This is a genomic window from Nocardia noduli, from assembly GCF_019038455.1.
GTDB lineage: Bacteria > Actinomycetota > Actinomycetes > Mycobacteriales > Mycobacteriaceae > Nocardia > Nocardia noduli.
Genome location: NZ_JAFMPL010000105.1, coordinates 1 through 21,682 on the forward strand (window position 1 = coordinate 1; position 21,682 = coordinate 21,682).

A 21,682-nucleotide genomic window follows, 5' to 3' on the forward strand; every position below is an offset into this window, starting at 1 on the left:
TCCGAGAACAGTGCGTTATCGGCGGCCAGAATCGAATCTGGGAGGCGACACGAAAGTGTCAACAGCGAGCGACATCTCGATGTCAGCTAGCTTCCTCTGGGAATAGTCAGAGAGGCGCCGAGCGATCAGGTGAGATTGAGCGCGCAATTCGCCTGCGGGGCATCGCTGCTGAGCGGTGCGGGCAGATTGGCGTCGGCGCGGTGTAGCCGCGCTCCGATGTCGGCGAGCACTCGGTCGCGGCTAGGGTTGGGCGGGCCAACGATTCCGTCATCGTGGGCGGAGGTCCGAGAACCGAACGATTCTCGACAGGTCGACGAGCGGGTCTGCTCTCTGCTGGGTGCCTATGTGTGTGGTGGTAGGTGCACGGTGTTGGTGAAGAAGGCGTCGATCTGGTTGATGGCGTCGGTGAACTGTTGCGGGTCTACTGGTTTGGTGACGTAGGCGTTGGCGTGCAGTCGGTAGCTGCTCATGACGTCTTCCTCGGCCGAGGAGGTGGTCAGGATGATCACGGCCAGATTGGCCAGGTGGTCGTCGGCGCGGATGCGGGTCAGGATTTGGCTGCCACCGTATTTGGGCGGGTTCAGGTCCAGCAGTGCCAGGTCCGGGCGTGGCGCCTGGCTGTACTCGCCGCGGCGGAACAGGAAGTCCAGGGCCCGTTCACCGTCGCGCACCACGTGCACGATGCTCTCGTGGATGTTGTCGGCGAACGCTTCCAGGGTCATCAACTCATCGCCCGGGTCGTCCTCGCCGAGCAGGATGACGATCGGAGGTGCGGGAGTCCTCACGGCGACCATCCCGGCGCGCGTCGTTCCATCCCGCTGATCACGGGTCCATCGTGACACGAAGAGTGTTGCTGTGTGTACCGCATCGTTCGGTGTCCTTCCCGTAGATGGAGCCGGAAGTACCCGAGCATGTCCGGAGATAAACGGGCGCAGTAGTCGGAAAAAATCTGTAGCGGTGGGGGTAGACATTGTGGCGGGTAGGGGTTAATGTCGCTGTCGTTGCAGATGAAAAGGCCGAATGGCCGGGCAGGTGAACTGCCCGGAAGACTCAAATGTTCGACCGTCTCCTGCGGCGGAGAAGAGAATCCGGTGCACTCGGCCGGACCGCCGGAGGGGATGAGGAAATACCCCGTAGACGCAGGTTGGTTCGATCAGGGAGGTGGCTTACTGCACCAGTTACTCGACTCTTCCGTGCCCGAGGATCGGGCGCCTTGTTCGACGCCGACCCGTCCGGTCGGCGAACAGAGCAAAACCTGAATCCCCTCTCGATAGTTCATGGGCCCCGGCGCTGTGCGCCGGGGCCCATGGGCTTTGAAATCCGAGAGGTGTTGTGGACCCAGCGAACCCGAAACCCGACAGCGGCGCGACGGCTGCTGATCGGCTCGATGACGAGCACTATCCCGCCTACCGCATGGGCAGGGCCGCGGAGATCCTCGGTGTCATCGCGGCGTTCCTGTGCAGCCTCGGTGCCGCCGAACTACTGGCCCCGCAACGCTGCGAGGGCGGGCACCGCCGCTACTCCCGCTACCAACTACGTCTGGCCGCGCGCCCGCGAACTTGCCGACCAGGGCCCATCATTGGAAGCGGCGTGCCGGATCATCGTGTTGGAGGACCAGTTGGCTGAGGCCGTGGAACTCAACGCCGAACTGACCCGACAGAATCCGCCCGACCTGGGTCATTGACCCGGCATCCCCGATTCAGGGGTGGGGGTGTGTGCGTCGGTGCCGAACAACACTCGGTCCAGGCCCTGTCGTAGCGTGTCGAGGTCCTCGTGCCCTCCGGTCTCGGGGAGTTCGGCTACGACCGCGGCCGCGATGGCGCGCAGTTTGATGTTGAGGGCTTGTGAGGTTTCGCGCAGGATCGCGAAGGCGTGATCGGCGTCGACGCTGTAGACGAGCATTACCGTGCCCTTGGCCTGCTCGATGGTCTCTCGCGCGGCGGCGACCACGGCGGGATCGGCCGGGATGCCGGCGGGTGGTGTCGTGTCGTCCATCCCTCGCACCTACCCACCCTCGTCGGAGTCGAACCCGACTGACCAGGGCCTAGGTTCTCAACTCGGTGAGGACTCCTCGGGCGGCACCCCCAGGTACGCCCGCCACTGCGGCTCCGTAATCCATTTACTGCCGCGCGGGTTCGTTACTCACTACTCGACCCAGTGGCGCTATGGGTGTCGATACCGCACCCCTTCTTATCGGTCGTAGACCGTACCGCCGGGCACCTCCGAAGCGTCGGTGGGGCGTCGACGACAGGGATACGGCAAGGAATCCAGGGGATGCTCCCCTCTTGAGGCGACTTTTCAGCTAAAGGGTTTCGTAGCTAGTTTCACTACGAAATCTATTGGTAGGCAAGGCTTGTCATAGACAATGATAACGACTGAGTCGAACCGGCGGGGGTCGTAGCAACAATGTGATAACGGGTGAAACCGTGACCGGAATTCGCTGGCCGAACGCTGGATTCGGGAGGTTAATGGAGATACCGGAAACCGCTGAGCACACAGGCGCTTTCGGGTTCGGGGAGTCCAGTTCCACATCGACACAATCAATCAGGGGGAGGGCGTCATGCCTACCATCACATCCATCGCACCCGCGGCGGGTCCGTCGACCGGCGGCACGAGTGTGGTCATCACCGGTACCGGGTTCGGGGGACCGACCACGGTGCGGTTCGGGTCTACCGCAACCACTTTCACCCTCGATTCGGCCACCCAGATCACCGCGATCGCCCCAGGCGGGGCGGTGGGGACGGTGCAGGTGACCGTCACCGACGCCACCGGCGCGAGTAACGGGGTCGATTACGAGTATCTGGCGGTTCCCTCGCTCACCGGTATCACGCCGGGGCAGGGATCGACCGCGGGCGGGACCACCGTGGTACTGACCGGCACCGGCCTGTCCGATGTCACCGCGGTGTCCTTCGGTGGTGTGGCGGCGACCTCGTTCACCGTCGACTCCGACACCCAGATCACCGCGGTCGCTCCGGCGGGTACCGGGATCGTTGTGGTCACCGTGACCGCGCCGGGTGGCACCAGTTCCGGGGTGTCGTTCGTGTACGTGGTCGTGCCCGATGTCACCGCTGTGGCTCCGGCCTCGGGTCCGGCGGCGGGGTTCAACAGCGTCGTGATCACCGGCACGGATTTCACCGGGCCGTTGACGGTGCGCTTCGGGTCGACGGCGACTTCGTTCACGGTCGATTCGGCTACTCAGATCACGGCGATCGCCCCGCCCGGGTCGGGAACGGTGCAGGTGAGCGTCGAGGGTAACGGGGGTGCGGGCGCTGCCGTGGCCTACACCTACCTCTGATCCCCGGGGGAGGGGAGGCTCGGGTCGTCGGAGTGGCACCGACGGCCCGGGCCGGTCGCCGCAGCGGGCGCTCCAGTTGTGCTGGAAGCATCCGCTGCGGCGACACTCCGGTGCCCGCTCAACACCGCACTGATTCTGTTGGGTGGGGTAAACATGCAGCTTGTCGGCTATTTTCCGGGTTCAGCAGGAGGCAGGACGGTGAGAGTGGGATCGGTGGCGGCGACGCTGAGCCGGGAAGTACTGGATGCCTGCCGCGATGTGCAATCCGGGCAGCGGCACCGGTATCTGCTGTTGCGCCTGAGCGATGAGCACCGTATCGAGGTCGACAGCAGCGGTATCGGCAACGATCACGGGCAAGTGCTCCAGGAACTGCCCGAAACACGATGCCGGTGGGTGCTCTACGACTTCACCGACACCCCGCGCGGTGGTCTGGCGTTGATCACGTGGCTGCCCGAGAGGGCCACGATCAAAGAACGCCTGCTCTACACCGCGGCGACCCGCGTGCTCCGTGCCGAGCTGCCCGGTATCGACCTCACCATCGACGTCGAGGACCGCACCGAACTCTCTTATGCCGCCCTGTTCACCCACACCACCTGAAGCCAACACCCTGGCCTGTTTCGACACACCGGCGCCACCGCTGACTGCCCGATGGGGAGGCTCGGTGTCGGTATCGTCTGGCCGGTGTCACGGTAGAGCTCCGCGTCGGAATCTGCTGTGGCACAGGGCTGGGAGCCCGAGGGCCCGCCCGGGGTGCCCGTCGGCTCCACCCCGGGCGGGCCCGCCGCGTTTTCGTCTCGCCCCCGCCCTCAGATTCTCGATGAAGTGCTCGGAGCCTTTGGCTGGAATCAGGCTGGAAGGATTGTGCCCGATCGATTTCTCATCCACCACGGGCGCGATTCCGAATCACCTGCGGGTGCAGCCCCGCACAGGAGAGATGCGGGGCTGCGCCTCGTCAGGGTGGTGAAACGGCGGGCCGTCGAGACCGGGCTGGGCGTCAGGTCCCGACGGCCCGCCTCGGCCCAGGGAACGGGTGTATGGGATATCCGCGGTTCGACCTCACCGCAGAGCGCACCCCGCCCGCCGGTGTGGATGTGGCCGCGATCCTGACCGAGGCTGACGATCACGGCTTGTACGCGGTGTGGAACACCTTCCACCACACCCACTTCCTGCGCGAGCCCCTCACCCGGCTCGACCGCGGCGAACTCGACCGCGGCTACGGATTCGACCCCACCCAACCCCGTGTCACGCTGCGCAAGACTTTGGCCCGCCACGCGCAGGTCACCGAGATCCAGGCATTGGAGGCCAACCGCCGTTTGACCGAGGGCCTCACAGGGCAACGCGGCGTCATCGACTACGCCCGCCAGGCCGGGCACCCCTGGAAAGCCCTCGGCGCCGCGCTCGGCATCACCGGCCAGGACACCTTGAACTGGTTCACCCGCAACATCGACCACACCGCCGCCCCCCTCGGGCCTCGCACCGATCCCATCCGCGCCCCGACCGTTCCCGACAGCGCGAACCCGACTCAGGATTGACCGCACAGGTTGCGGGTAGGACTGATCCGGGAGCGTGGTGGCGCCGCGAACAACGCCTCGCTCCCAGATGTCCGGCGTGGGCTTGTCGCACGCGGGGCTCGCTCGTCCGGCTGGGTTGTTCAGTTTCGGGTCCGTCCAGCCGGACGAGCACCCGTCGACTCTGCGGTCGGCATGGCTGCCTGACGAATCGCCGCGCCGACCGGCCCCACGTTCATCACCAGGCTGGGGCACGGTGAAATGCCTGGTGCGAAAAGCTGCGTCGCAACTGAGTTGCACGGTGGATCTGAGCTGGCCGCCCAGTCGCGCCTGCTGGTGGCGCACCCGCCACCGCGGCACCGGCTTCCAGGTCGCCGCCGCGCTCGACGAACTCGCCCTGCGCGTGAGAATTGACCCGCTGGTGCGGATCATGTCCCGTTTCGACAGCGCCCGCATCCACTACAGCCTGCAAGTCTGGACATCGCAGGCGATGATCCAGCACCGCAGCGAAACCGTCGACCTCACCGACTTCACCGCCGTGATGCGGACCCACGCCCACGACATCCGCACCTACCAAACGCAATAACAACCCACCGGGGCCAGTGCACCAACATGCGATGCCCGTCTCGCCACCGCGCACGCTCAGCAAACGCGGTCCGGCGGCCCGATTCCCGGCATGAGACAGGGACGGCCAGCGGAAACAGAAATTCTCATAGATTATTGATTGCGCAGGACTCACTCTGGGTATCCAGCCAGCAAGTCGGGGAACAGTACAAGAGAATCCCTCTCGAAGGAGATGAGAACCATGGGTTCCTTCGGACTCGACTTCGGAACCGGCCTCATTGTCGTCACCCGCTGGCTACAGGTGATGTTCGGCATCAACCTCGGCATCGGCTGACCACCAGACCCCCGCCGGACCACATCCCCCTAACCTGTCCGACGGGGCCAAACCTCTCCCATCCCTGGACCCAATCCTGTTGGGTCCAGGGGTCATGGCCGGAGCCCGCCAACTACGTCGCCGCCGACCGGTAGGAGACTCTGCGATCTGTGTCGGATGCGGGACCGCCCCAGGTAGAGGGCGGGATCGAATCAACATCGTGAACAACGACGATTCGCTGGATCGCCAAGCCTTGATCGACGCCGGCTCGACCCCGACGACCCGCAGGTCTGGGCCGATCAACAGTGGGTGCAGGTGCTGTTGACCTGGCACGGTGTCCGCATCGGGTACCGGCGGATCGATCCGGACGACCCACTCCTGTCCCGCTGAGTGATCTGCGTCGGATCGACCGCGGCGTGTTACAGCGAGCGCGGAGCGGAAATAATTGGTGCGTGCACGAGAACAACATCAAGCCAGGGGCTGAGGCGCTTGCCGGGGTGACGGGCAGTTTCCGGTTCTGGTTCGCCGACCAGCGCTGGGAGTGGTCCGACGAGGTCGCCGCCCTACACGGCTACGCACCTGATCAGGTCGAGCCGACCACGAAACTGCTGCTGTCGCACAAGCATCCCGAGGATCGTGACGAGGTCGCCGACACCATCGAGACCGTGCTACGGATCGGGCTGCCGTTCTCGAGTCGTCACCGCATCATCGACACCACCGGCCGCATCCACCACGTCCTGGTCGTCGGCGATCAACTCCACGACCCCGACGGCACCGTCGTCGGCTCCACCGGTTACTACGTCGATCTCACCGACACCATCGCCGCCGACCGCCGCGAAACCCTCGACGCGCAACTGCCCGAGATCCTGGCTTCACGCGAGGTCATCGACGTCGCCAAAGGCGTGTTGATGGTGGTCTACGGCATCACCACCGAACAGGCATTCGCTGTGCTGCGGTGGCGGTCCCAGGAAACCAACACCAAGTTGCGGGTCCTGGCCGAGAGACTCATCGCCGGACTGTCGACCTTCGGCGGCGCCGACACCCACACCCGCACACGGCTGGACCACCTCCTGCTCACCGCACACGAAACCCCCTGAACCGTCCCCGCGGGCGGCCCGAATGCTGTCGCAGAGTCGGCCGTTTCAGCGGGCCGGACGGTTTCGACCGGACCCCGTGACCGTGACCTGCTCGGCACCGATCGACGCTGACTGCTGTAGCGAAAATGCTCTGACCAGCGATGAAGACTGTGCCCGGGGGTTCGCGATCCCGGAAGGAGGTGAGACCCATGGGTTCCTTCGGACTTGATTTCGGGGTCGACTTCGGCCTGTTCCTGAAGTGGCTGGCGGTGACGTTCGGACTGGGCTTCGGCCTCAGCTGACCGCCGCCCCGACAGACCTACTCGGTCCAGCACTGACACAGGAGTCGGCGGGCAAGGCACACCACTTCGGCGCGCGCTACCCGCCGGCTTCCGGTCAACCGCCTCCACGAGATGTCCGGCGCGTTCCTCGTGCTCAGTAACTCCAACCGCCCACCGCAGCATCCGATCCTTCACGGAGGAGAAGACCATGCCGAACCCCCCGCAATACCCTCCCGAAACCCTGAGGGAAATCCCTGGCAGGGACAACAACCCGCAGGCCCGGGCCGATATCAGCAGGGAAATCAGCCGCCACCGTCCTATGCGGGCGCTCCTGCGCCGGGCTACTATCCGCAGCCGCCGAAGAAGAAGGCGAAATGGCCGTGGATCCTGGGCGGCATCGTGGTGGCGTTTCTCCTGTTGTGTGGGGGATGTTTCGCCTTCTTCGGCGGTATCGCCAATGAAATCGACAACGAGGCCAAAGAGGAAATCGCGATCACCTACGAGGTCACCAGCGACGCGCCACGCGCGGGGACCATCTCCTACAGCAGCGGCGGCGACGGCATCAACACCGAGCAGGCCAACGAGCAGCAGTTGCCCTGGACCAAACAGGTCACCGTCACCGGTTTCTTCAAAACCGTTTCTCTGACCGCTCAGGCAGACCAGGGAGCAACGACCATCAGCTGCAAGATCCGCGAAGGCGACAAGACGATCGCCGAGCAAACCTCCACCGGCCCCTACGCCGTGGTCTCGTGCAGCGGAGCAGCAGGCGAGTAACCACCACCCCGCCGACGATCCGAATGATCTCTGACCGCCAAGACCGGGTCTTACCGGCGGTCAGAAACGGATTCGGCCGGTGGAAACCGGATCGCGTCGGGTGGTCGAGTAGCGGGATGTCGTCCTGGGCATCGCATCGCCGAAGCCCGCACCAGCAGTCGGTCCCGCGCTGGTCGCACCGACGACCCCGGAGGCGATGCGTGACCCCTTGGTCGGGTCGGAGCGTGCCAGATCTCTGATCGGCCTGCGTGCCGAGACTCTGCCTCCCGCGGCAGGACGAGCAGGCGGAAATCGTGCCGGTTCTGTGAACTGACCGTGGTTGTTCGCGCTGTGCATGCTCGCGCGGATTCCGGGTAGGCCACCTCCGGTGGATCAGCGCTCAGCGGGAGGTTCGGACATGGGCGATATGTGCTTGGGCCACTACCGCCTACAGTGCCTTCTCGGCAGCGGCGCGTCGGGCCGGGTCTGGCGCGCCTACGACACCTGCACCGAGCGGGAGGTAGCGCTGAAGGTGCTCGCGGTCGAGGCTGCCGCCGACCCCGCTTTTCGGCAGCGTTTCACCCGGGAGGCCCGCTTGGCCGCGCAGCTGCGCGGTCCGCACACTGTGCGGGTTCATAGTTTCGGTCAGTTGGACGGCCGCTTGTATCTGGACATGGAGCTCATCGAGGGAATCGATGGTGCCGCGTTGTTGCGTCGCGAGATCCGGCTGGCTCCCGAACCGGCGGTTCGCGTCATTACCCAGGCCGCTGCGGCGTTGGATGCCGCGCATCGGATCGGTCTGGTGCACCGCGACGTCAAACCGTCGAACCTGATGGTGACACCGACCGGGATGGTGTATCTGATCGATTTCGGTATCGCCAGCCGTGTCGGGCAGCCCCCGATCACCGCTACCGGCCACATGGTCGGCACCCTCGGATACGTGGCACCGGAGCGGTTCACCGGTACCGCCGACGCACGGTCGGATCAATACTCCCTGGCGTGTGTGCTCTACGAACTACTCACCGGGCAGCGCCCCTTCGGCGACGGGGACGCGCCCCAACAGGTACGCGCGCACTTGATGACAGCGCCACCGGCGGTCAGCGACCTGGTCGCGGCTGTGCCTGCGGAACTGGACGCGGTCATCGCTCGTGCCATGGCCAAAGATCCGAGCCGTCGCTGGTCCAGCGCCGGTGAGTTCGCGGCCGCTGCCTACGCCGCGGTGACGACGCGGGACATGCCCACAGTCGACACCACGCCCGCGACGGTCCCCATCATCACTTCTTCGGCGCCGACCGGTACGACGGTTCCGAACCAGCGAACTCACCACGCGTCGCTCGCATACAGCGCACCGCCCACCACGCGCACCGATGATCCCACGCGAACTCCGGTAGCGCCGCTGGCCGAGCAGGCAGTGGGACACGTGCGCTCAGTCCCTGCGCTGTCGCCGCGACAGTTCAGCCGCCCGCGACCGGTCACCTCAATGAGGGTCGGGCCGCGGGTTGCGTTCGTGGCCGCGGCAGGGCTCTGCGCGGTGATCGCTGGCGCGCTCTATCTCGACAGACCTGGCGCTGCGGAAACCGACGCGGCTATACCTGCCACCACCACGATCGCGCCTTCACTACCCCCTGCGCTGCCAGACCCTGTGGCGCCGAGGGGCGCTGCCCCGGTGGCTGGGCAACAATGCGATCCGGCCGTGCAAAATACCGGAATCGACAGCGAAGGCGTATCGCTGAACTGCACCGGATTCGGTAGCAACGCCTTGTGGACACAGCTGCCACCGCCAGTTCCGGTCGATCCGACGACCGAGGAATCCGAGAGTGCGAACCACAGCTCCAGCCCGGGGACCGCGAACGACGCCGGTCCCGGCAATTCCGGCCCCGGCAACAAACCCAAGGACAAGGACAAGCCGCGCAAGCCCGACAAGTAACGCTCACGCCCAGCGGGCTCGGGCTCGGGTGCGGGGGTGCTGTTGCCGCGTTACGTGGTGGGATTGCTCCTAGGCCGATCCTGCGGATCGTAGGTTCTCGTCGAGTCAGGGTCGAGGTGGTCGGCACGCTCGCGTTCCCGGTCCAGCGCCTCGCGCGAGGACGCCGCCACACTGCGGTGTTCGGAGGCTCGCTGTTCCAATCCGGTGGCGTGAGCGGCTTTCGCGTCGGCCTCGGCAGCGGCGGCGCGCGCTTTCGCCGCGGTCTCCTCGGCGAGTGCCTCTCGTTGGCGGACCTGCCGAGACTGTGCGACGGTGTCAGCGCGGATCTGCTCGGCTTCGACACGGCGCGCTTCGATACGTTTGCGCCGCAAGGCCAATCCCAGCGCCGCCAACAGCGCGACGACGACGACCGCGATGACGATGATCCAAACGATGGTGCTGGTGGACATCTTCGACTCCCATAAGCGAGAGGGCGGACAGGTCAGTAGTAGTGGCGACGACCCCCGACGGCGCGGCCCATCGACCCAAGCAACAACAGCACCAAGCCGACGACCAGGACGACGAGCCCGATGGTCCACAGAATCGGGATATCGAGAAGAAATCCCACGACGAGCAGAATGATTCCGAGAATGATCACGACGCCTCCTTCACTTCGAGGAATGAGCTGGAGGACTCCGGGCTCGGATGAGCCGGGGTCAGTGTTTGAAAGCATCCCTGAACTTGACTGCCGCTAGTTTGGTATTGCCCGCGATCTGTTCGCCGCGGCCCCGTACCCTCAGCCGGGTATCGCCGGTGAGCCCACCAAGCTTTCTCTTCGCGCTGCCCCCGACAGCTTCGACTTTGTAAGCGAGTTTCTCGGCGATACTCATTCCGGTTCTCCTCGCCGACCTATCGGTCAGGTAGGTAGGACGTGATCGTTCGTCGATGTGCAGCCTGCTGAAACGAGCATTGCGTCTGAGTTCCACACCTCGATCGGTGCCGTCTCAAGCGCCTGACCAGCTACTTCCTGTGGATTCAGTGAACTCCGTTGGACGCTGTACGTCAATGCGTCGGCACAACAGACCAATTCCACAGCAGCCGGACCACGGATACGGGCGAGGCGCCATGAAAGTGGCACCATGCGCGCGACATCGGAGTGTCAGTTGGATTGATTTCATCAGAACAGGTGGTTCGACCTCGGTTAGCATTTCGCCGCGATATCGGGCCAGGTAGCTGGTGAACGATGAGGACCAGATTGTCAGCGTTTCGCACGGCCAGCAGCGTTGCCGAGCGAATACCGTGGCCGAGATGTCCGCTACGCGCCCTCCTTCGCCCTACGACGCCACCACAATGTTGGCGTTGTCCCTTCACGCCAGTCCTGGGGTCTACGCCCTTGTCTTGGGGTCGGGCGTATCGCGAAGTTCGGGCGTCGGCACAGGATGGGACATCACCAGGGCCATCGTCGAACGTATGGCTGCACTCGCCCTCGGTGATCCGGTGCCGTCCGACTTCGACGTCGAACGCTGGTGGAAAGCTGCTTATCCGGCGGTCGACCTCGGATACAGCGCTGCTCTCGAGGCGAGCGGCATGTCTGCCGCCGATCGAAAGAACCTCCTCAAGCCCTTCTTCGTCCCTACCGAAGAGGACCTGGGGTCGGGCAGGAAAGTCCCGACACCGGCACATCATGCGATCGCCCGTTTGGTGAAACGGGGCACCGTTCGGGTCATCGTCACCACCAACTTTCGACGATCTGACCGAAAAGGCACTCGACAGTGTCGGCATCCCGTATCAAGTCATCGCCAGCCCCGCGATGATCCACGGCTCCGAGCCCCTCCGCCACGCCGACTGCACCATCGTCAAAGTCCACGGCGACTACACCCGAATCGACCAACTCAACACCGAAGCAGAGCTCGCTGCCTACCACGATGACCTCGACGTCCTGCTCGATCAGATCCTCGATGAGTACGGGCTTGTCACCTGCGGTTGGTCCGCTGACTGGGACAAAGCTTTAGTGGATGCGATCACTCGAGCGCCGTCGCGACGCTATCCGCTCTACTGGACCGCCCGTGGTCCACTCGGCGACGCAGCCGATCACCTGGTGAGGTCTCGCCAGGGCATCGTCATCGACATCAGTGGTGCCGACGAATTCTTCGCCGAACTCGCCGAGCGTCTCGAGATCCTCGATCGAATGGCTACACCACCCCCGACACTCGACATCGCGATCGGCCAGCTCAAACGATATCTCCCCGATCCGATTCGACGCATCGACCTTCGCGACCTGTTCGACCGCGAGATCCAAAAAATACGCGCCGTCCTCGCGGACCGGCCCCCACGCCCACCGACGAACCCGGTGCCGTAACCCGATCCAGGACGACGTCTTGGATCGGGTTACGGCCGAAGGGACAGGCGGTGGGCTGTCCTGACCTCGGCAACGTGGATACGCAGTTGCTCGGGCAGCTCCAGCAACGGCGGGCGCAGGCTGAACCGCAACAGTAGGCGGCCGCGCTCGGAGACGGCCAGCTCGTAGGCGATCACGACCTGCGGATCCGCTGTCGCCATGCTGTGGGTCAACGGGTCCACACCGATGCGTACCGCCAGCTCGTCGAGCGCGGCACCGAGCTGGCTGCGGGTGCCCGACAGGTAGGTGTCCCACCAACGGCCGCGACCATAGAGCCAGGTGAGTTCCACCCGGCAGTCCAACCGCTGAGCCGAACCCGCTCCGCGCACGCCGAAGAAGGCGTGCGCCACCGCTGAGCGGGTGGCTTCTCCGGCCAGATCGTCGTCGTAGCCGACCAGGACACCGAGTTCGGTCAGGGCTTCGTCGCCGACGTCGACCCGGCGCAGCGCATGCGGCATGGTGCGGGCGGCGTCGGCGATGATGAACGCGTCACGGGCGTCGGTCTTGGCTTGGCCTGGGTAGAGGTCAGCGATACGACGCATCGCCAGGCCGGGCAGGTATGCGACGTCGTGGCCGCAGGCGCGGGCGACGGTGACCGGTAGAGCTCCGATGGTGTTGGGCTGGTCGACCACGATCAGCAGCCGACCGTGGGTGGCGAGTCGATCGAAGACCGCGCGCAACTTGGTCTCGTCGTTCGGTAATGCCCGGTCGTGCAATCGTTTTCCCGCCGCATCGAGCCCGACCGCGTGATGTTCGCCCTTACCGACATCAACGCCGCAGTACACGGCATACGCCTGTGCCAAGTCGTCGATCCTTCGTCGTATCGAACCCTGGACGGCCGCCCGATCCGGCGTCGACGCCCGGCACCCACGTTACGAAGAGACCTACCCTCGACCCTGTCCCTATCAGCGGTCCGTCGATGCCGCCCCTGTCTCTCGCATGATCCGGGGGGTGTGTCGCCGCAAGAAGTCATACCGGGCCTGGCGACCGTGGCCCTGTTCAGAGCCACGAAGAAGGTAACGGGGCGGACCACGACGCCGGAACTGTGCCAGGTGCTCGCACGTGTGCTGGGGTGTGGTGTCGACGTAGTTCCCGTCGGTTCGTTCGGCGACGAGCAGCCAGAACGACTTCGCATTAGGTCGCTGACGGCTGGTCTGCCAGGCGTAGCCCGGGACCTGGGCACGAAGGTAGGCCAGGGCGCGGGTGGCGACGCCTTGGCCCCAAAGGTTCTTCTGCACGTGCAGGTCACCGATGAAGCCGATTCGGCATCGGTGGCAGATCACCGGCCGACAAACGCCGGGTGACGCCGCTGTTCTGGGGACACGTCCTGCCCTACGGCGAGGTCAAGCTGAATATGACCAATCGGCTCACCCTCAGCGGGTGAGACAACGCGACACCCACGGCCGCGAAATCGCCGCCGCCTGTGGTCAACTCGCCGTCGAGGGCCAGCCTATCGTTGGCTGTTCATCGGGCAGACGCTTCGGCGAAGAGTTTCTGAGTGCCGACGAGACGGACGCAGGTGGCAAGCGCTCTGACGGCCAACTCGACCTCCTCGACGTCGGGATAGGTCGGGGCGATCCGAATCGTGCTGTCCTGAGGATCGATCCCGTAGGGATGGGCAGCCCCAGCCGGAGTGAGAACGATGCCGGCCTCTTGGACCTTGGCTACCACGTCGCGGGCGCAACCGTGTGGCACCTGCAAGCTGATGTAGTAGCCGCCGGCGGGGTTGGTCCAGGAGGCGAACCCGGCGGCGCCGAGTTCAGCGGTGAGGATGTTATCGACCAGGTCGAACTTGGGGCGGATCAGGGCGGCGTGGTCGCGCATGTGCTCGGCGAGCCCGTCTGCGTTGCGGAGGAACTGTGAGTGCCGAAGCTGGTTGATCTTGTCGGGTCCAATGCTCCGCTTGCCGGCACAGTCCAACCACCACGCCACGTTGGTCGCCGAGGATCCGAAGAACGCAACCCCCGCGCCCGCGATGGTGATCTTGGAGGTGGAGCCGAAGATCAGGGCACGCTCGGGGTTACCGTGCGCGGCGCAGAGCGCGAGGATGTCGGCGATCTCGGCGGGGGTGTCGGTGAGGTGGTGGACGGCGTAGGCGTTGTCCCAGAAGATCCGGAAGTCGGCCGCTGCCGTGGGCATGGCCGACAGGCGACGAACGGTGTCGGCGCTGTAGACGGCCCCGTCGGGGTTGCTGTATTTGGGCACGCACCAGATCCCCTTGATCCGGGGGTCCTCGGCCACCAAGGACTCGACTGTGTTCATGTCGGGGCCCTCGGGGGTCATCGCCACTGGGATCATTTCGATGCCGTACCGCTCACAAATGGCGAAGTGCCGGTCGTAGCCGGGAACCGGGCACAGGAATGCGATCTTCCCGTACCCCAGCCAGTGCCCTTCCCCGCCGGGTACGCCTCGGAGGAGCGCGAAGACGATCGCGTCGTGCATGAGTTCGAGACTGGAGTTACCTGCTGCCAGCAGTTGGGTGGTCGGCACCTGGAATGCGTTGCTGAAGATTTCCCGTAGCTCGAGCAGGCCGCTTGGACTGCCGTAGTTGCGCAGGTCGGTTTGGTCTGCGCAGGCCAAAGCGCTGAGCGGCAGGTCCAGCATCCTCCCGGACAGGTCGAGCTGAGCCGGGGAGGGCTTGCCACGGGTGAGGTCCAGCTTCAGGCCGCGTTTGACCAGAGCCGCGTGATCACCCAGCGCACGATCGTGCTGGGCGAGCAACTGCGTGATGGTCGGGGCCGTCTCGGGCGCCCCCGCCGTCCTCTCGCTGTCACTCCTGGCGCGGGTCACCTGGTGAGCCAGGAGTGACAGCGACGGGTGAGGACCGGCATGACCAGCCAGGTCATGGCCGCGACGGCAATCGGGATGAGGACGGCCAGCCGCAGTGGCGGTGCGAGGTGGCCCAGCAATGGCTCGGTGAGGACCACAAGAACCGTGATGATGGGGTAGATGCCGCAGACAGTCAACAGCCACATCTTCCATGCCGTAGGGCGGCCGCCGGGAGTGGGCGGGTCGGCCGGGGTGGACAGTGGCTTGGACGGGTTCACCGTGTTCATCGCAGTATGGCTCTTTCGGGAATGGGCCAAAGGCTGGTTGGCGGGGTTCACGCGAAGATCGAGGCGTCGAAGAAGTTGTTCACTTCGGTGATCAGGCCGTCTTCTCCCAGTCGCAGAACGCTGATCCCTGACCAGTTCATGGCGCGGCCGCTGGTGGTGAGACCGCCTGCCTGCCAGGTGACCGCGACGCTGTCTCCGCAGGTGTGGGCCGCGGTGGGTGTGAGGCCGCTGAAAGTGGTGAACATCGGCAGGAAGCCCGAGAGCCGCTCCCGCATCTGCGTGCGGCCGAGCACCGCAGGTGTGCCGACCGGGTCGTAGACGATGGCGTCCTCGGCCAGGGGCTGCGCCCACGCTTGGGCGTCCGCGGCCTGGGAAGCGTTGAAGAAGCGGGCGGCGTTCTCGGGCATCGCTGGTTGGGACATGGTTTTCCTCTCACATGCTCATGAATGCGCCGCCGGTTTGACGGCTGACGGTTATGAGGATCGCGTCGTCCGCCGACTGGTGGAAGGTGGCGCTGTTCCTGGTAGCGAGAGGACTACCCACCAGGCACCGAACATGAGCCGAGGGCTGGCAGACTCGGAGCGTGAGTGCTTCCAAGGAGCTGGGTGAATTCTTACGCGCCCGCCGTGCCCGGCTGCGACCTGGCGACGTGGGCCTGCCCGTCAGCAGCGGCTTGCGGCGTATTTCTGGACTGCGCAGAGAAGAGGTCGCAGCCTTGGCCGGGGTGAGCATCGACTACTACATTCGGCTGGAGCAGGCGAAAGAGACCAACCCCAGTACCGCGATCTTGGACGCGCTGGCCCGCGCACTGCGCCTGAACGCCGAGGAGGCTGCGCACCTATACGCTCTCGCCGATCACGCCGCCGGGCGCGTGCCGCCCCAGCCACCTCAGCCGCCGCCCCAGCTCCGGGCAGGGATTGTGCAGCTCCTTGAGACCGTGCGACCCTTCCCCGCCTACGTGCTCAGCCGCACCAGCGACGTCCTAGCCGCCAATCCCGAAGGCCTCGCTCTGTTCGCCGGCATCACCGATTGGCCGCAGCACCGCCGCAACACCATGCGCTACATCTTCACCCACCCCAGCGCGAAAACCCTGTTCACCGACTGGGACGATGCGGCCACCAGCGGCGCCGCCCAATTGCGCAGCCTGCTCGCCGTCGACCCTCGAGCCGAGGACCTCACCGCTCTCGCAGACGAGCTGGCGTCCGCCAGCCCCGAGTTCGCCCGCCTCTGGGAGCACTACGACGTGAAGCCACGGCGCGGCGGCACCAAGCAGTTCCAACACCCGCTGGTCGGCGACCTCAGCCTGACCTACGAAGCCCTCTACCTCGGCATCGACCGACAGCGTATGACCATCTACCAGGCAACACCCGGCACCCCCGACCACGACGCTCTTACCCTGCTGTCTCTGATCGCTACCGCCGCCGAGGAGGGAAGTGTCCGATAGACAGACGGTGAATCCCATGTCCTTGCTGGCCTGCCGTCCGCTGACCCGAACTTGGAGCGGAAAACGGCCTTGCGCAAGCCACCCGCTCAGCCTCGGGGTCAACTCCTGATCTGCCCGATTACACCGAATAGCCCGACAGCCCGCGCGGCAACCTGCGACAGATACAGGCCTGCAATCAATATCGGTGACAGCTATCACCTGTATCTGGTGACAACCACCTTGCACGAGCGCACTCAGGCCTCTTGCGCGTCCGGCAGCCAGCGCAGCTCGTGCGCCAGGGTTTCGGCGACGGCACGGATGCGGCGGTGTAACGGCGACTGCTCGCGTGGGAGGACCAGGTGGATCGTCATGCTGGGCGCGCCCCGCAGCGGTCGCCAGGTGAGACCGGCCGGTTGTGCCGTGATCGCGGCTTCACTGGCCGGTGCGAGGGTGACCCCGTCGTGTAGATCGCGCTGAGAAATATCGAAAGAAACTGCGGGCGTGTGGAATCGGGGGATCGGCCGGGTATCGCGGAACAGTGCGGCCAGCTGATCGTGGATCACGGGGTTGGCCGTACGATTGGGGAGTCGCAGCGAATACGCGGCCGCGTCGGCGATCTCGATCTCCGAGTGTTCGGCCAGCGGATGATGCCGCGCCAGCTGGACCCCGACGCGCAGACGCCGCAGTAGGAACCGGCGCACGCCACGACCCGGCTGTTCACCGCGGGTGATCCCCGCATCGATGCGGCCGTCGGCGACCGAAGGGGAGATCTCCGGTGTCGCCATCGGGACCGCGCCGACCTCGAGTCCCGGGCTGCTGCGAATGAGCCTGTCCACCAGGGCCGGTGCCGTCTCGGCGCCCGTACTGAGGCTGTACCCGATGCGCAGCGTGCCCAGTTCGCCGGCCCCCGCACTCCGGGCGGTGTCCCATGCCCGGTCCAGCGCTGCCAGCGCGGGCGGCGCGGATTCCGCCAAAGCCGCACCAGCCGTGGTCAATACGACGCTACGCGTGTTGCGAAACAGCAGGCTCGTACCGAGTTCCGCCTCCAATCGGCGCATCCGGGCGCTGAGTGCGGGCTGTGCGATACCGATCCGTGTGGCGGCGCGGGTGAAGTTCAACTCCTGCGCCAGCACCAGGAAGTACCGCAGGCTCACCGTATCCGGCGCCATGTGCCCTCCCTGTCGATTGATAACGATCCGTTCCGAGTCTATCGCGTACCGGTCTTTCCCTCGACCGTGCATCAAGCCCTAACCTGCGCATATGACGATTCAACTGACCGCAGTACCCGTCGCCGGGATCGATCGATCCGAGTGTCGATTCGACGTCGGACGTGTCCGGTTGAGCACAGGAGGATTTCATGGCTAAGGGCTACTGGGTCAGTGTCTACCCCGCGATTTCCGACCCTGAGATACTGACTGCCTACAACAAGCTGGCCCGTCCGGCTGTCCGAGCTGGGGGCGGGCGCGTCCTGGCCCGTGGCGGTCGAGTCGTCGCCCACGAGGCCGGAATCACGCAACGCGTCGTTCTGATCGAGTTCGACAGCTTTGAACAGGCCGTTGCGGCATACGAGAGCGAGGCATACCAGGAGGCGCTGGTGGCCCTCCCCGACGGCGTCGAGCGCGACTTCCGCATCGTCGAAGGCATCAACTGATTCGCGTCGTCGTGCAGCGTGGCACCTCGACGCCGGACGGCACCTACAAACAACTCACCGAACTTCCCGCCGACACGCAGCCGTTCGTGGACGGAACAGTGCTCAGGCGAGAACGCAGACCGCGCGGGGGAGGCGCGTGCCATGTCGGTCGACGACGAGTTCCGGCGCGGAGTCGAGATCGTGCTGCGCGGTCTGCGACCGCGCGACTGAACTCGCTTCGGCGCAGCCGGTCTCACCCGAACAGCGCGTCGATATCCACCGCCCCGGCCATTGCCCGCGCGCCCGCGTCGTTGAGGTGCATGCCGTCCCCGCTGTCGAAATCGGGGCGGATGAAGGTGGGCCTGTCGGGATCGGCGACCGCTCGATCCACGTCGAAGACGGCATCGAAAACGTCGGTGCCGCGCATCCATTCGTTCACCGCGGTCCTGGTCGACTGGGTCTCGCGGACCGGAAGATCGGGGAAGACGCATCCCGCGTAGGGGCCGAGTGTCGCGGCGTGGACGATCAACCCGTTCGCGTGGGCGCGCGCGGCCAGCTCGGTGAATCCCGCGATGAGCCCGTCCGCGGTGGCGGGCGGCTGACCGCCCAGTGCGCCGAGGATCAGATCGTTGATCCCGAAGGCGAGCAGTACGCGCGAGACACCGGGCACCGCTAGGACATCGCGCTCGAATCGGCCGAGCGCGTGCTCGCCGATCTCGTCGGTGAGCAGGCGATTGCCGCTGATCCCCTGATTGACCACCCAGCCGCCGGTGAGTCGTTCGCCGAGTACGTCGACCGAGCGGCGGTTGGCGCCGACGGTGGTGCCGACGCCTTCGAACCAGGAATCGCCGAACGCCACACCGAGAACGGTGCCGGAGGGAGCGAGCACATCCACGCCGGTGACGAAGAATCGCTGTTCGACCTCGGTCGCACCGGGCAGCGCGGACGCGGTCACGGCGTTTCCCCGTGTCACGTAGCTGATTTCCCGCAGCATGTGCGAGAACGTGGCGAGTCCGGTCGCGCCGGGCAGATACAGGCTCAGCGCCAGGTCGGCGCCCGCCGTCACCGGGACATCGATCGGATCGCTGACCAGTTCCTCGCCGGCGGGGATCGAGAAGTGCGCCGCGCCGCGATAGGACACCGGTCGCGCGGTCTCGGTGACGATCGCGTCGGCGGCCCCGCGCAACGCGACCCCGGCGTTGCCGATTTCCAGCGGCGCGCGTCCGTATCGGTTGCTCAGCAGGATTCGGAACCGTTCTCCGCCGCCGTGCAGGCGCAGTGTCTGGCGCACGGTCTGGTCGTCGAATCCGCGTGGCTCGCTCAGGCTGATCTTCTCGTGCGGATCAATGACGGCCGAACGGAATCCGGCGATCCAGCGAGTGTCCGACGACATCGCCACCTCCATTAGTTGACGCGAGGAATATTGCGTACGCATAGCTTCTCCTCGAATATTCCTCATGTCAACTATCCGCGAGGCAATCGGTTGGATAGCGTGTGCGCATGGATTCCAGCGATCTGTTCGACGACCCGCGCCTCACCGCGGTCGGTCTGCTCTACGAGGCGCACGACGGACTCATCGCCAAACTGGAACCGACCTGGAAGGCCAACGGGCTGTCTGGGCTCGACCTGGAAGCCCTGATGCGCCTGAGTCGTTCACCCGGACGCCGGCTCCGGATGACAGATCTCGCGACCCAGACCTCGCTGTCGACCAGCGGCGTCACCCGGCTGGTCGACCGTCTCGTCAGAGGCGGACTGGTGGCGCGCGAATTCGATCCGGCCGACCGGCGCAGCGCCTACGCTGTCCTGACCGAGGACGGGGCGCAGCGCCTCCGACAGGTGCTCCCGGACTACCTCGAGGCCGTCGGGCGCTGGTTCACCGGGCTGCTGACCGCCGCGCAATTCGACGGGCTGACCGAGGCGCTGCGGGTGATCAGGGACGCGGTCAATCCCGAGGCGACCTCGGGTACCGGCTGAACGCCGTCAGGCCGCCGGCAGGCGTTCCATGCCGTCCAGGTCTAAGCGCGTGGATTCGCGGCGCCGACCGACAGCGCCAGACCTACGAGTGGTCTGTGGTGTGCAGGAGACGGGGAGGGGGTGCTCGTCTTCTGCACTGCGCTAGATCGGTTGTTCGGCAAGCTATCTGGCGCGTCCCGTCTTCGACATCGCCGCTGATCAGGTACACCGGCGCTGCGGTCTCAGTTGGATTTGTGACGGTTGATCGTTTCGGACCTACTCTGGAAAGAACAGGGTGATCACGACCGGGGGCGGTGGACTGCGATGGCGGTAGCGGACAAGCATCCATCCAAGGTCGCGATGTCACGCGCACGCCACCCCAGGACCGGAAGAATTCTCCTCGCCACCGAAATCGCCGAGTTCGGGCACCACGACTGGCACCTCGACCTGCCCAACCTGCCGTTCTCGGTCGGCCCCGCCCTGACCAGCACGCCGTTCACCCCTGATATCGCCGCCCGTATCCGTGCCGGGATGGCCAACCCCGTCCGCGCCGCCGCGTTGGCCACCGCCCTGTTCAGCGGCCTGGTGAACAACGAACTCGCACGACTGCTACGCATCGACCTCGCCCCCGACGCCACCACGATCCACGGCCTCGACACCCCTGCCCTGCTCGCGGTACCGACACTGGCCCAACCCATCCTCCGCGCGAGCATGACCTACCTGACCATCCACAGCGTCGAGGGACTCATCCTGTTCACCGACGGCCTCGGCCTCCACGGTCAGCACCTGCGCCGCTCCGCCGACACCTGCGCAATCCCGATGCCCGCCCGCCACAACTGGCCCAGCACCTGGATCGCCAACGCCACCACCCACCGACTCGACACCGCACACGACCAGCCGTGCCACACATGCGAGACCGAACATCTCACAGCCCCGGCCGCCTAGGGACTCCGTGCGCTGGCGGCGAGAACGTACTGGCCCCCGGAAACCGCCGAGAACGGTCCATTATCGGCGGCCAGAATCGAATGCGCAGGTCAGCGCCATGCCATCTCGGTCCGACGACATCTCGGGAAGATCTTCGACGACATCTTCTCCGCGGTCGAGGTTTGCCCATTGGCCCAGGTCAGCACCTCTCACGTGCGGGTGCTCTACTGACATCTCGTGTCGCCTGCTACTGACACGAATGTCGTATTCCCAGGTCAGAGCACTGACATTCTGGTGTCGCCTCTCATCACGATCCATCCCCGTCAACAGCAGGTCGTGCGCGCCGAGGATAGTCACTTCGTCGTTTTGTGTTCGGGGTTGGGATAATGGCACTTGTACCAACCCCAATCCTCAAATCAGCTGTCGGTGGCCGGTTTTCGACTTGGAATTCGCTGTATCGCAGCGGATTGCTGGCTACTTGGGGTCGGCAAACTGGGTGCTTGTGGTCGATATCAGATGTGGCCAGCGGCAGGGGATAGACCACTGTCGGACGGTGGGGCCTGTGCGGTCACGGTACCGGTGTTCTGGTGTTCGGGACGTCG

Annotated in this window: 23 protein-coding genes and 1 pseudogene; 13 read left to right on the forward strand and 11 right to left on the reverse strand. The window is 65.5% G+C overall.

Going from position 1 to position 21,682, the window contains the following annotated elements; translation table 11 throughout:
- Window positions 1-341 precede the first annotated feature (341 nt).
- On the reverse strand, window positions 342-794 hold the full coding sequence (locus JZ792_RS34055) for a response regulator (protein ID WP_216917010.1): 453 nt from the start codon (window positions 792-794) through the stop codon (window positions 342-344).
- Between the two features lie 644 nt (window positions 795-1,438).
- On the opposite strand from JZ792_RS34055, the gene JZ792_RS34060 reads away from it, so the two are divergent.
- Window positions 1,439-1,684 carry a hypothetical protein gene (locus JZ792_RS34060; protein ID WP_438804420.1) on the forward strand — a complete coding sequence of 82 codons (246 nt, stop codon included), beginning with the start codon at window positions 1,439-1,441 and terminating at the stop codon, window positions 1,682-1,684.
- On the opposite strand, the gene JZ792_RS34065 is transcribed toward JZ792_RS34060, so the two are convergent.
- Window positions 1,678-1,995 carry an ANTAR domain-containing protein gene (locus tag JZ792_RS34065; RefSeq protein ID WP_216917011.1) on the reverse strand — a complete coding sequence of 106 codons (318 nt, stop codon included), beginning with the start codon at window positions 1,993-1,995 and terminating at the stop codon, window positions 1,678-1,680. The genes JZ792_RS34060 and JZ792_RS34065 overlap by 7 nt on opposite strands.
- A 565-nt stretch (window positions 1,996-2,560) precedes the next feature.
- Here JZ792_RS34065 and JZ792_RS34070 point away from each other — a divergent pair.
- The 7 genes from JZ792_RS34070 (at window position 2,561) to JZ792_RS34100 (ending at window position 9,717) form a co-directional block, all read left to right on the forward strand.
- Window positions 2,561-3,295 (forward strand): IPT/TIG domain-containing protein, encoded by a 735-nt coding sequence (locus JZ792_RS34070; protein WP_216917012.1) that lies wholly within the window; start codon window positions 2,561-2,563, stop codon window positions 3,293-3,295.
- Window positions 3,296-3,493: 198 nt separating this feature from the next.
- Window positions 3,494-3,892 carry a cofilin family protein gene (locus JZ792_RS34075; RefSeq protein WP_216917013.1) on the forward strand — a complete coding sequence of 133 codons (399 nt, stop codon included), beginning with the start codon at window positions 3,494-3,496 and terminating at the stop codon, window positions 3,890-3,892.
- Window positions 3,893-4,329: 437 nt separating this feature from the next.
- The gene (locus JZ792_RS34080; protein ID WP_216917014.1) at window positions 4,330-4,827 is read left to right on the forward strand and encodes a hypothetical protein; all 498 of its coding nucleotides are present in this window, start codon (window positions 4,330-4,332) and stop codon (window positions 4,825-4,827) included.
- A gap of 244 nt (window positions 4,828-5,071) precedes the next feature.
- Window positions 5,072-5,389: a hypothetical protein gene (locus tag JZ792_RS34085; protein ID WP_216917015.1), complete on the forward strand. Its 318-nt coding sequence runs from the start codon at window positions 5,072-5,074 to the stop codon at window positions 5,387-5,389.
- A 743-nt stretch (window positions 5,390-6,132) separates the two neighbouring features.
- Window positions 6,133-6,777, forward strand: a complete 645-nt coding sequence (locus JZ792_RS34090) for a PAS and ANTAR domain-containing protein (RefSeq protein WP_216917016.1) — start codon at window positions 6,133-6,135, stop codon at window positions 6,775-6,777.
- Between the two features lie 392 nt (window positions 6,778-7,169).
- Entirely contained in the window at window positions 7,170-7,811 is a 642-nt protein-coding gene (locus JZ792_RS34095) for an MmpS family transport accessory protein (RefSeq protein WP_216917017.1), read from the forward strand.
- Window positions 7,812-8,208: 397 nt separating this feature from the next.
- Window positions 8,209-9,717: a serine/threonine-protein kinase gene (locus tag JZ792_RS34100; RefSeq protein ID WP_216917018.1), complete on the forward strand. Its 1,509-nt coding sequence runs from the start codon at window positions 8,209-8,211 to the stop codon at window positions 9,715-9,717.
- A gap of 50 nt (window positions 9,718-9,767) precedes the next feature.
- Here the strand turns inward: JZ792_RS34100 and JZ792_RS34105 are convergent, their stop codons facing one another.
- The 3 genes from JZ792_RS34105 to JZ792_RS34115 are packed head-to-tail and all read right to left on the reverse strand — an operon-like array spanning window position 9,768 to window position 10,586.
- Window positions 9,768-10,166 carry a hypothetical protein gene (locus JZ792_RS34105; RefSeq protein ID WP_216917019.1) on the reverse strand — a complete coding sequence of 133 codons (399 nt, stop codon included), beginning with the start codon at window positions 10,164-10,166 and terminating at the stop codon, window positions 9,768-9,770.
- A 32-nt stretch (window positions 10,167-10,198) separates the two neighbouring features.
- The gene (locus JZ792_RS34110) at window positions 10,199-10,354 is read right to left on the reverse strand and encodes a DUF6131 family protein (RefSeq protein ID WP_216917020.1); all 156 of its coding nucleotides are present in this window, start codon (window positions 10,352-10,354) and stop codon (window positions 10,199-10,201) included.
- Window positions 10,355-10,412: 58 nt separating this feature from the next.
- The gene (locus JZ792_RS34115) at window positions 10,413-10,586 is read right to left on the reverse strand and encodes a CsbD family protein (RefSeq protein ID WP_216917021.1); all 174 of its coding nucleotides are present in this window, start codon (window positions 10,584-10,586) and stop codon (window positions 10,413-10,415) included.
- Window positions 10,587-11,506: 920 nt separating this feature from the next.
- Between JZ792_RS34115 and JZ792_RS34120 the strand changes: the two genes are divergently transcribed.
- Window positions 11,507-12,055 carry a hypothetical protein gene (locus tag JZ792_RS34120; RefSeq protein ID WP_216917022.1) on the forward strand — a complete coding sequence of 183 codons (549 nt, stop codon included), beginning with the start codon at window positions 11,507-11,509 and terminating at the stop codon, window positions 12,053-12,055.
- Window positions 12,056-12,447: 392 nt separating this feature from the next.
- Here JZ792_RS34120 and JZ792_RS34125 read toward each other — a convergent pair.
- The 4 genes and pseudogenes from JZ792_RS34125 to JZ792_RS34135 all read right to left on the reverse strand — a co-directional run.
- Window positions 12,448-12,897: pseudogene (locus JZ792_RS34125) on the reverse strand (IS110 family transposase); the annotation flags it as partial.
- Between the two features lie 661 nt (window positions 12,898-13,558).
- On the reverse strand, window positions 13,559-14,824 hold the full coding sequence (locus JZ792_RS34130) for an aspartate aminotransferase type Ic (protein WP_308165564.1): 1,266 nt from the start codon (window positions 14,822-14,824) through the stop codon (window positions 13,559-13,561).
- Window positions 14,825-14,880: 56 nt separating this feature from the next.
- On the reverse strand, window positions 14,881-15,150 hold the full coding sequence (locus tag JZ792_RS42395) for a putative antibiotic biosynthesis monooxygenase (RefSeq protein WP_254190734.1): 270 nt from the start codon (window positions 15,148-15,150) through the stop codon (window positions 14,881-14,883).
- 47 nt (window positions 15,151-15,197) lie between these two features.
- Window positions 15,198-15,572: a nuclear transport factor 2 family protein gene (locus tag JZ792_RS34135; RefSeq protein WP_216917024.1), complete on the reverse strand. Its 375-nt coding sequence runs from the start codon at window positions 15,570-15,572 to the stop codon at window positions 15,198-15,200.
- Between the two features lie 161 nt (window positions 15,573-15,733).
- On the opposite strand from JZ792_RS34135, the gene JZ792_RS34140 reads away from it, so the two are divergent.
- Window positions 15,734-16,594, forward strand: a complete 861-nt coding sequence (locus tag JZ792_RS34140; protein WP_216917025.1) for a helix-turn-helix transcriptional regulator — start codon at window positions 15,734-15,736, stop codon at window positions 16,592-16,594.
- A 233-nt stretch (window positions 16,595-16,827) separates the two neighbouring features.
- Here JZ792_RS34140 and JZ792_RS34145 read toward each other — a convergent pair whose 3' ends face one another.
- Window positions 16,828-17,742 carry a LysR family transcriptional regulator gene (locus JZ792_RS34145; protein ID WP_216917026.1) on the reverse strand — a complete coding sequence of 305 codons (915 nt, stop codon included), beginning with the start codon at window positions 17,740-17,742 and terminating at the stop codon, window positions 16,828-16,830.
- Window positions 17,743-17,930: 188 nt separating this feature from the next.
- Here JZ792_RS34145 and JZ792_RS34150 point away from each other — a divergent pair, with 188 nt between their 5' ends.
- Window positions 17,931-18,224, forward strand: coding sequence for a DUF1330 domain-containing protein (locus tag JZ792_RS34150; protein WP_216917027.1), 294 nt, complete (start codon window positions 17,931-17,933; stop codon window positions 18,222-18,224).
- Between the two features lie 232 nt (window positions 18,225-18,456).
- Here the strand turns inward: JZ792_RS34150 and JZ792_RS34155 are convergent, their stop codons facing one another.
- Window positions 18,457-19,596: a GDSL-type esterase/lipase family protein gene (locus tag JZ792_RS34155; protein ID WP_254190735.1), complete on the reverse strand. Its 1,140-nt coding sequence runs from the start codon at window positions 19,594-19,596 to the stop codon at window positions 18,457-18,459.
- Between the two features lie 107 nt (window positions 19,597-19,703).
- Between JZ792_RS34155 and JZ792_RS34160 the strand changes: the two genes are divergently transcribed.
- On the forward strand, window positions 19,704-20,177 hold the full coding sequence (locus JZ792_RS34160; RefSeq protein ID WP_216917028.1) for a MarR family winged helix-turn-helix transcriptional regulator: 474 nt from the start codon (window positions 19,704-19,706) through the stop codon (window positions 20,175-20,177).
- Window positions 20,178-20,480: 303 nt separating this feature from the next.
- Entirely contained in the window at window positions 20,481-21,101 is a 621-nt protein-coding gene (locus JZ792_RS34165; RefSeq protein ID WP_216917029.1) for a hypothetical protein, read from the forward strand.
- Window positions 21,102-21,682: the final 581 nt, after the last annotated feature.

Excerpts from the sequence above, each read along its gene's own strand:
- JZ792_RS34120 (WP_216917022.1), top strand. The coding sequence starts at position 11,507 with ATGATCCACGGCTCCGAGCCCCTCCGCCACGCCGACTGCACCATCGTC.
- JZ792_RS34070 (WP_216917012.1), top strand. The coding sequence starts at position 2,561 with ATGCCTACCATCACATCCATCGCACCCGCGGCGGGTCCGTCGACCGGC.
- JZ792_RS34055 (WP_216917010.1), bottom strand. The coding sequence starts at position 794 with ATGGTCGCCGTGAGGACTCCCGCACCTCCGATCGTCATCCTGCTCGGC.
- JZ792_RS42395 (WP_254190734.1), bottom strand. The coding sequence starts at position 15,150 with ATGAACACGGTGAACCCGTCCAAGCCACTGTCCACCCCGGCCGACCCG.
- JZ792_RS34105 (WP_216917019.1), bottom strand. The coding sequence starts at position 10,166 with ATGTCCACCAGCACCATCGTTTGGATCATCGTCATCGCGGTCGTCGTC.
- JZ792_RS34095 (WP_216917017.1), top strand. The coding sequence starts at position 7,170 with ATGTCCGGCGCGTTCCTCGTGCTCAGTAACTCCAACCGCCCACCGCAG.
- JZ792_RS34100 (WP_216917018.1), top strand. The coding sequence starts at position 8,209 with ATGGGCGATATGTGCTTGGGCCACTACCGCCTACAGTGCCTTCTCGGC.
- JZ792_RS34160 (WP_216917028.1), top strand. The coding sequence starts at position 19,704 with ATGGATTCCAGCGATCTGTTCGACGACCCGCGCCTCACCGCGGTCGGT.
- JZ792_RS34145 (WP_216917026.1), bottom strand. The coding sequence starts at position 17,742 with ATGGCGCCGGATACGGTGAGCCTGCGGTACTTCCTGGTGCTGGCGCAG.
- JZ792_RS34155 (WP_254190735.1), bottom strand. The coding sequence starts at position 19,596 with ATGTCGTCGGACACTCGCTGGATCGCCGGATTCCGTTCGGCCGTCATT.
- JZ792_RS34150 (WP_216917027.1), top strand. The coding sequence starts at position 17,931 with ATGGCTAAGGGCTACTGGGTCAGTGTCTACCCCGCGATTTCCGACCCT.
- JZ792_RS34080 (WP_216917014.1), top strand. The coding sequence starts at position 4,330 with ATGGGATATCCGCGGTTCGACCTCACCGCAGAGCGCACCCCGCCCGCC.
- JZ792_RS34065 (WP_216917011.1), bottom strand. The coding sequence starts at position 1,995 with ATGGACGACACGACACCACCCGCCGGCATCCCGGCCGATCCCGCCGTG.
- JZ792_RS34135 (WP_216917024.1), bottom strand. The coding sequence starts at position 15,572 with ATGTCCCAACCAGCGATGCCCGAGAACGCCGCCCGCTTCTTCAACGCT.
- JZ792_RS34165 (WP_216917029.1), top strand. The coding sequence starts at position 20,481 with ATGGCGGTAGCGGACAAGCATCCATCCAAGGTCGCGATGTCACGCGCA.
- JZ792_RS34115 (WP_216917021.1), bottom strand. The coding sequence starts at position 10,586 with ATGAGTATCGCCGAGAAACTCGCTTACAAAGTCGAAGCTGTCGGGGGC.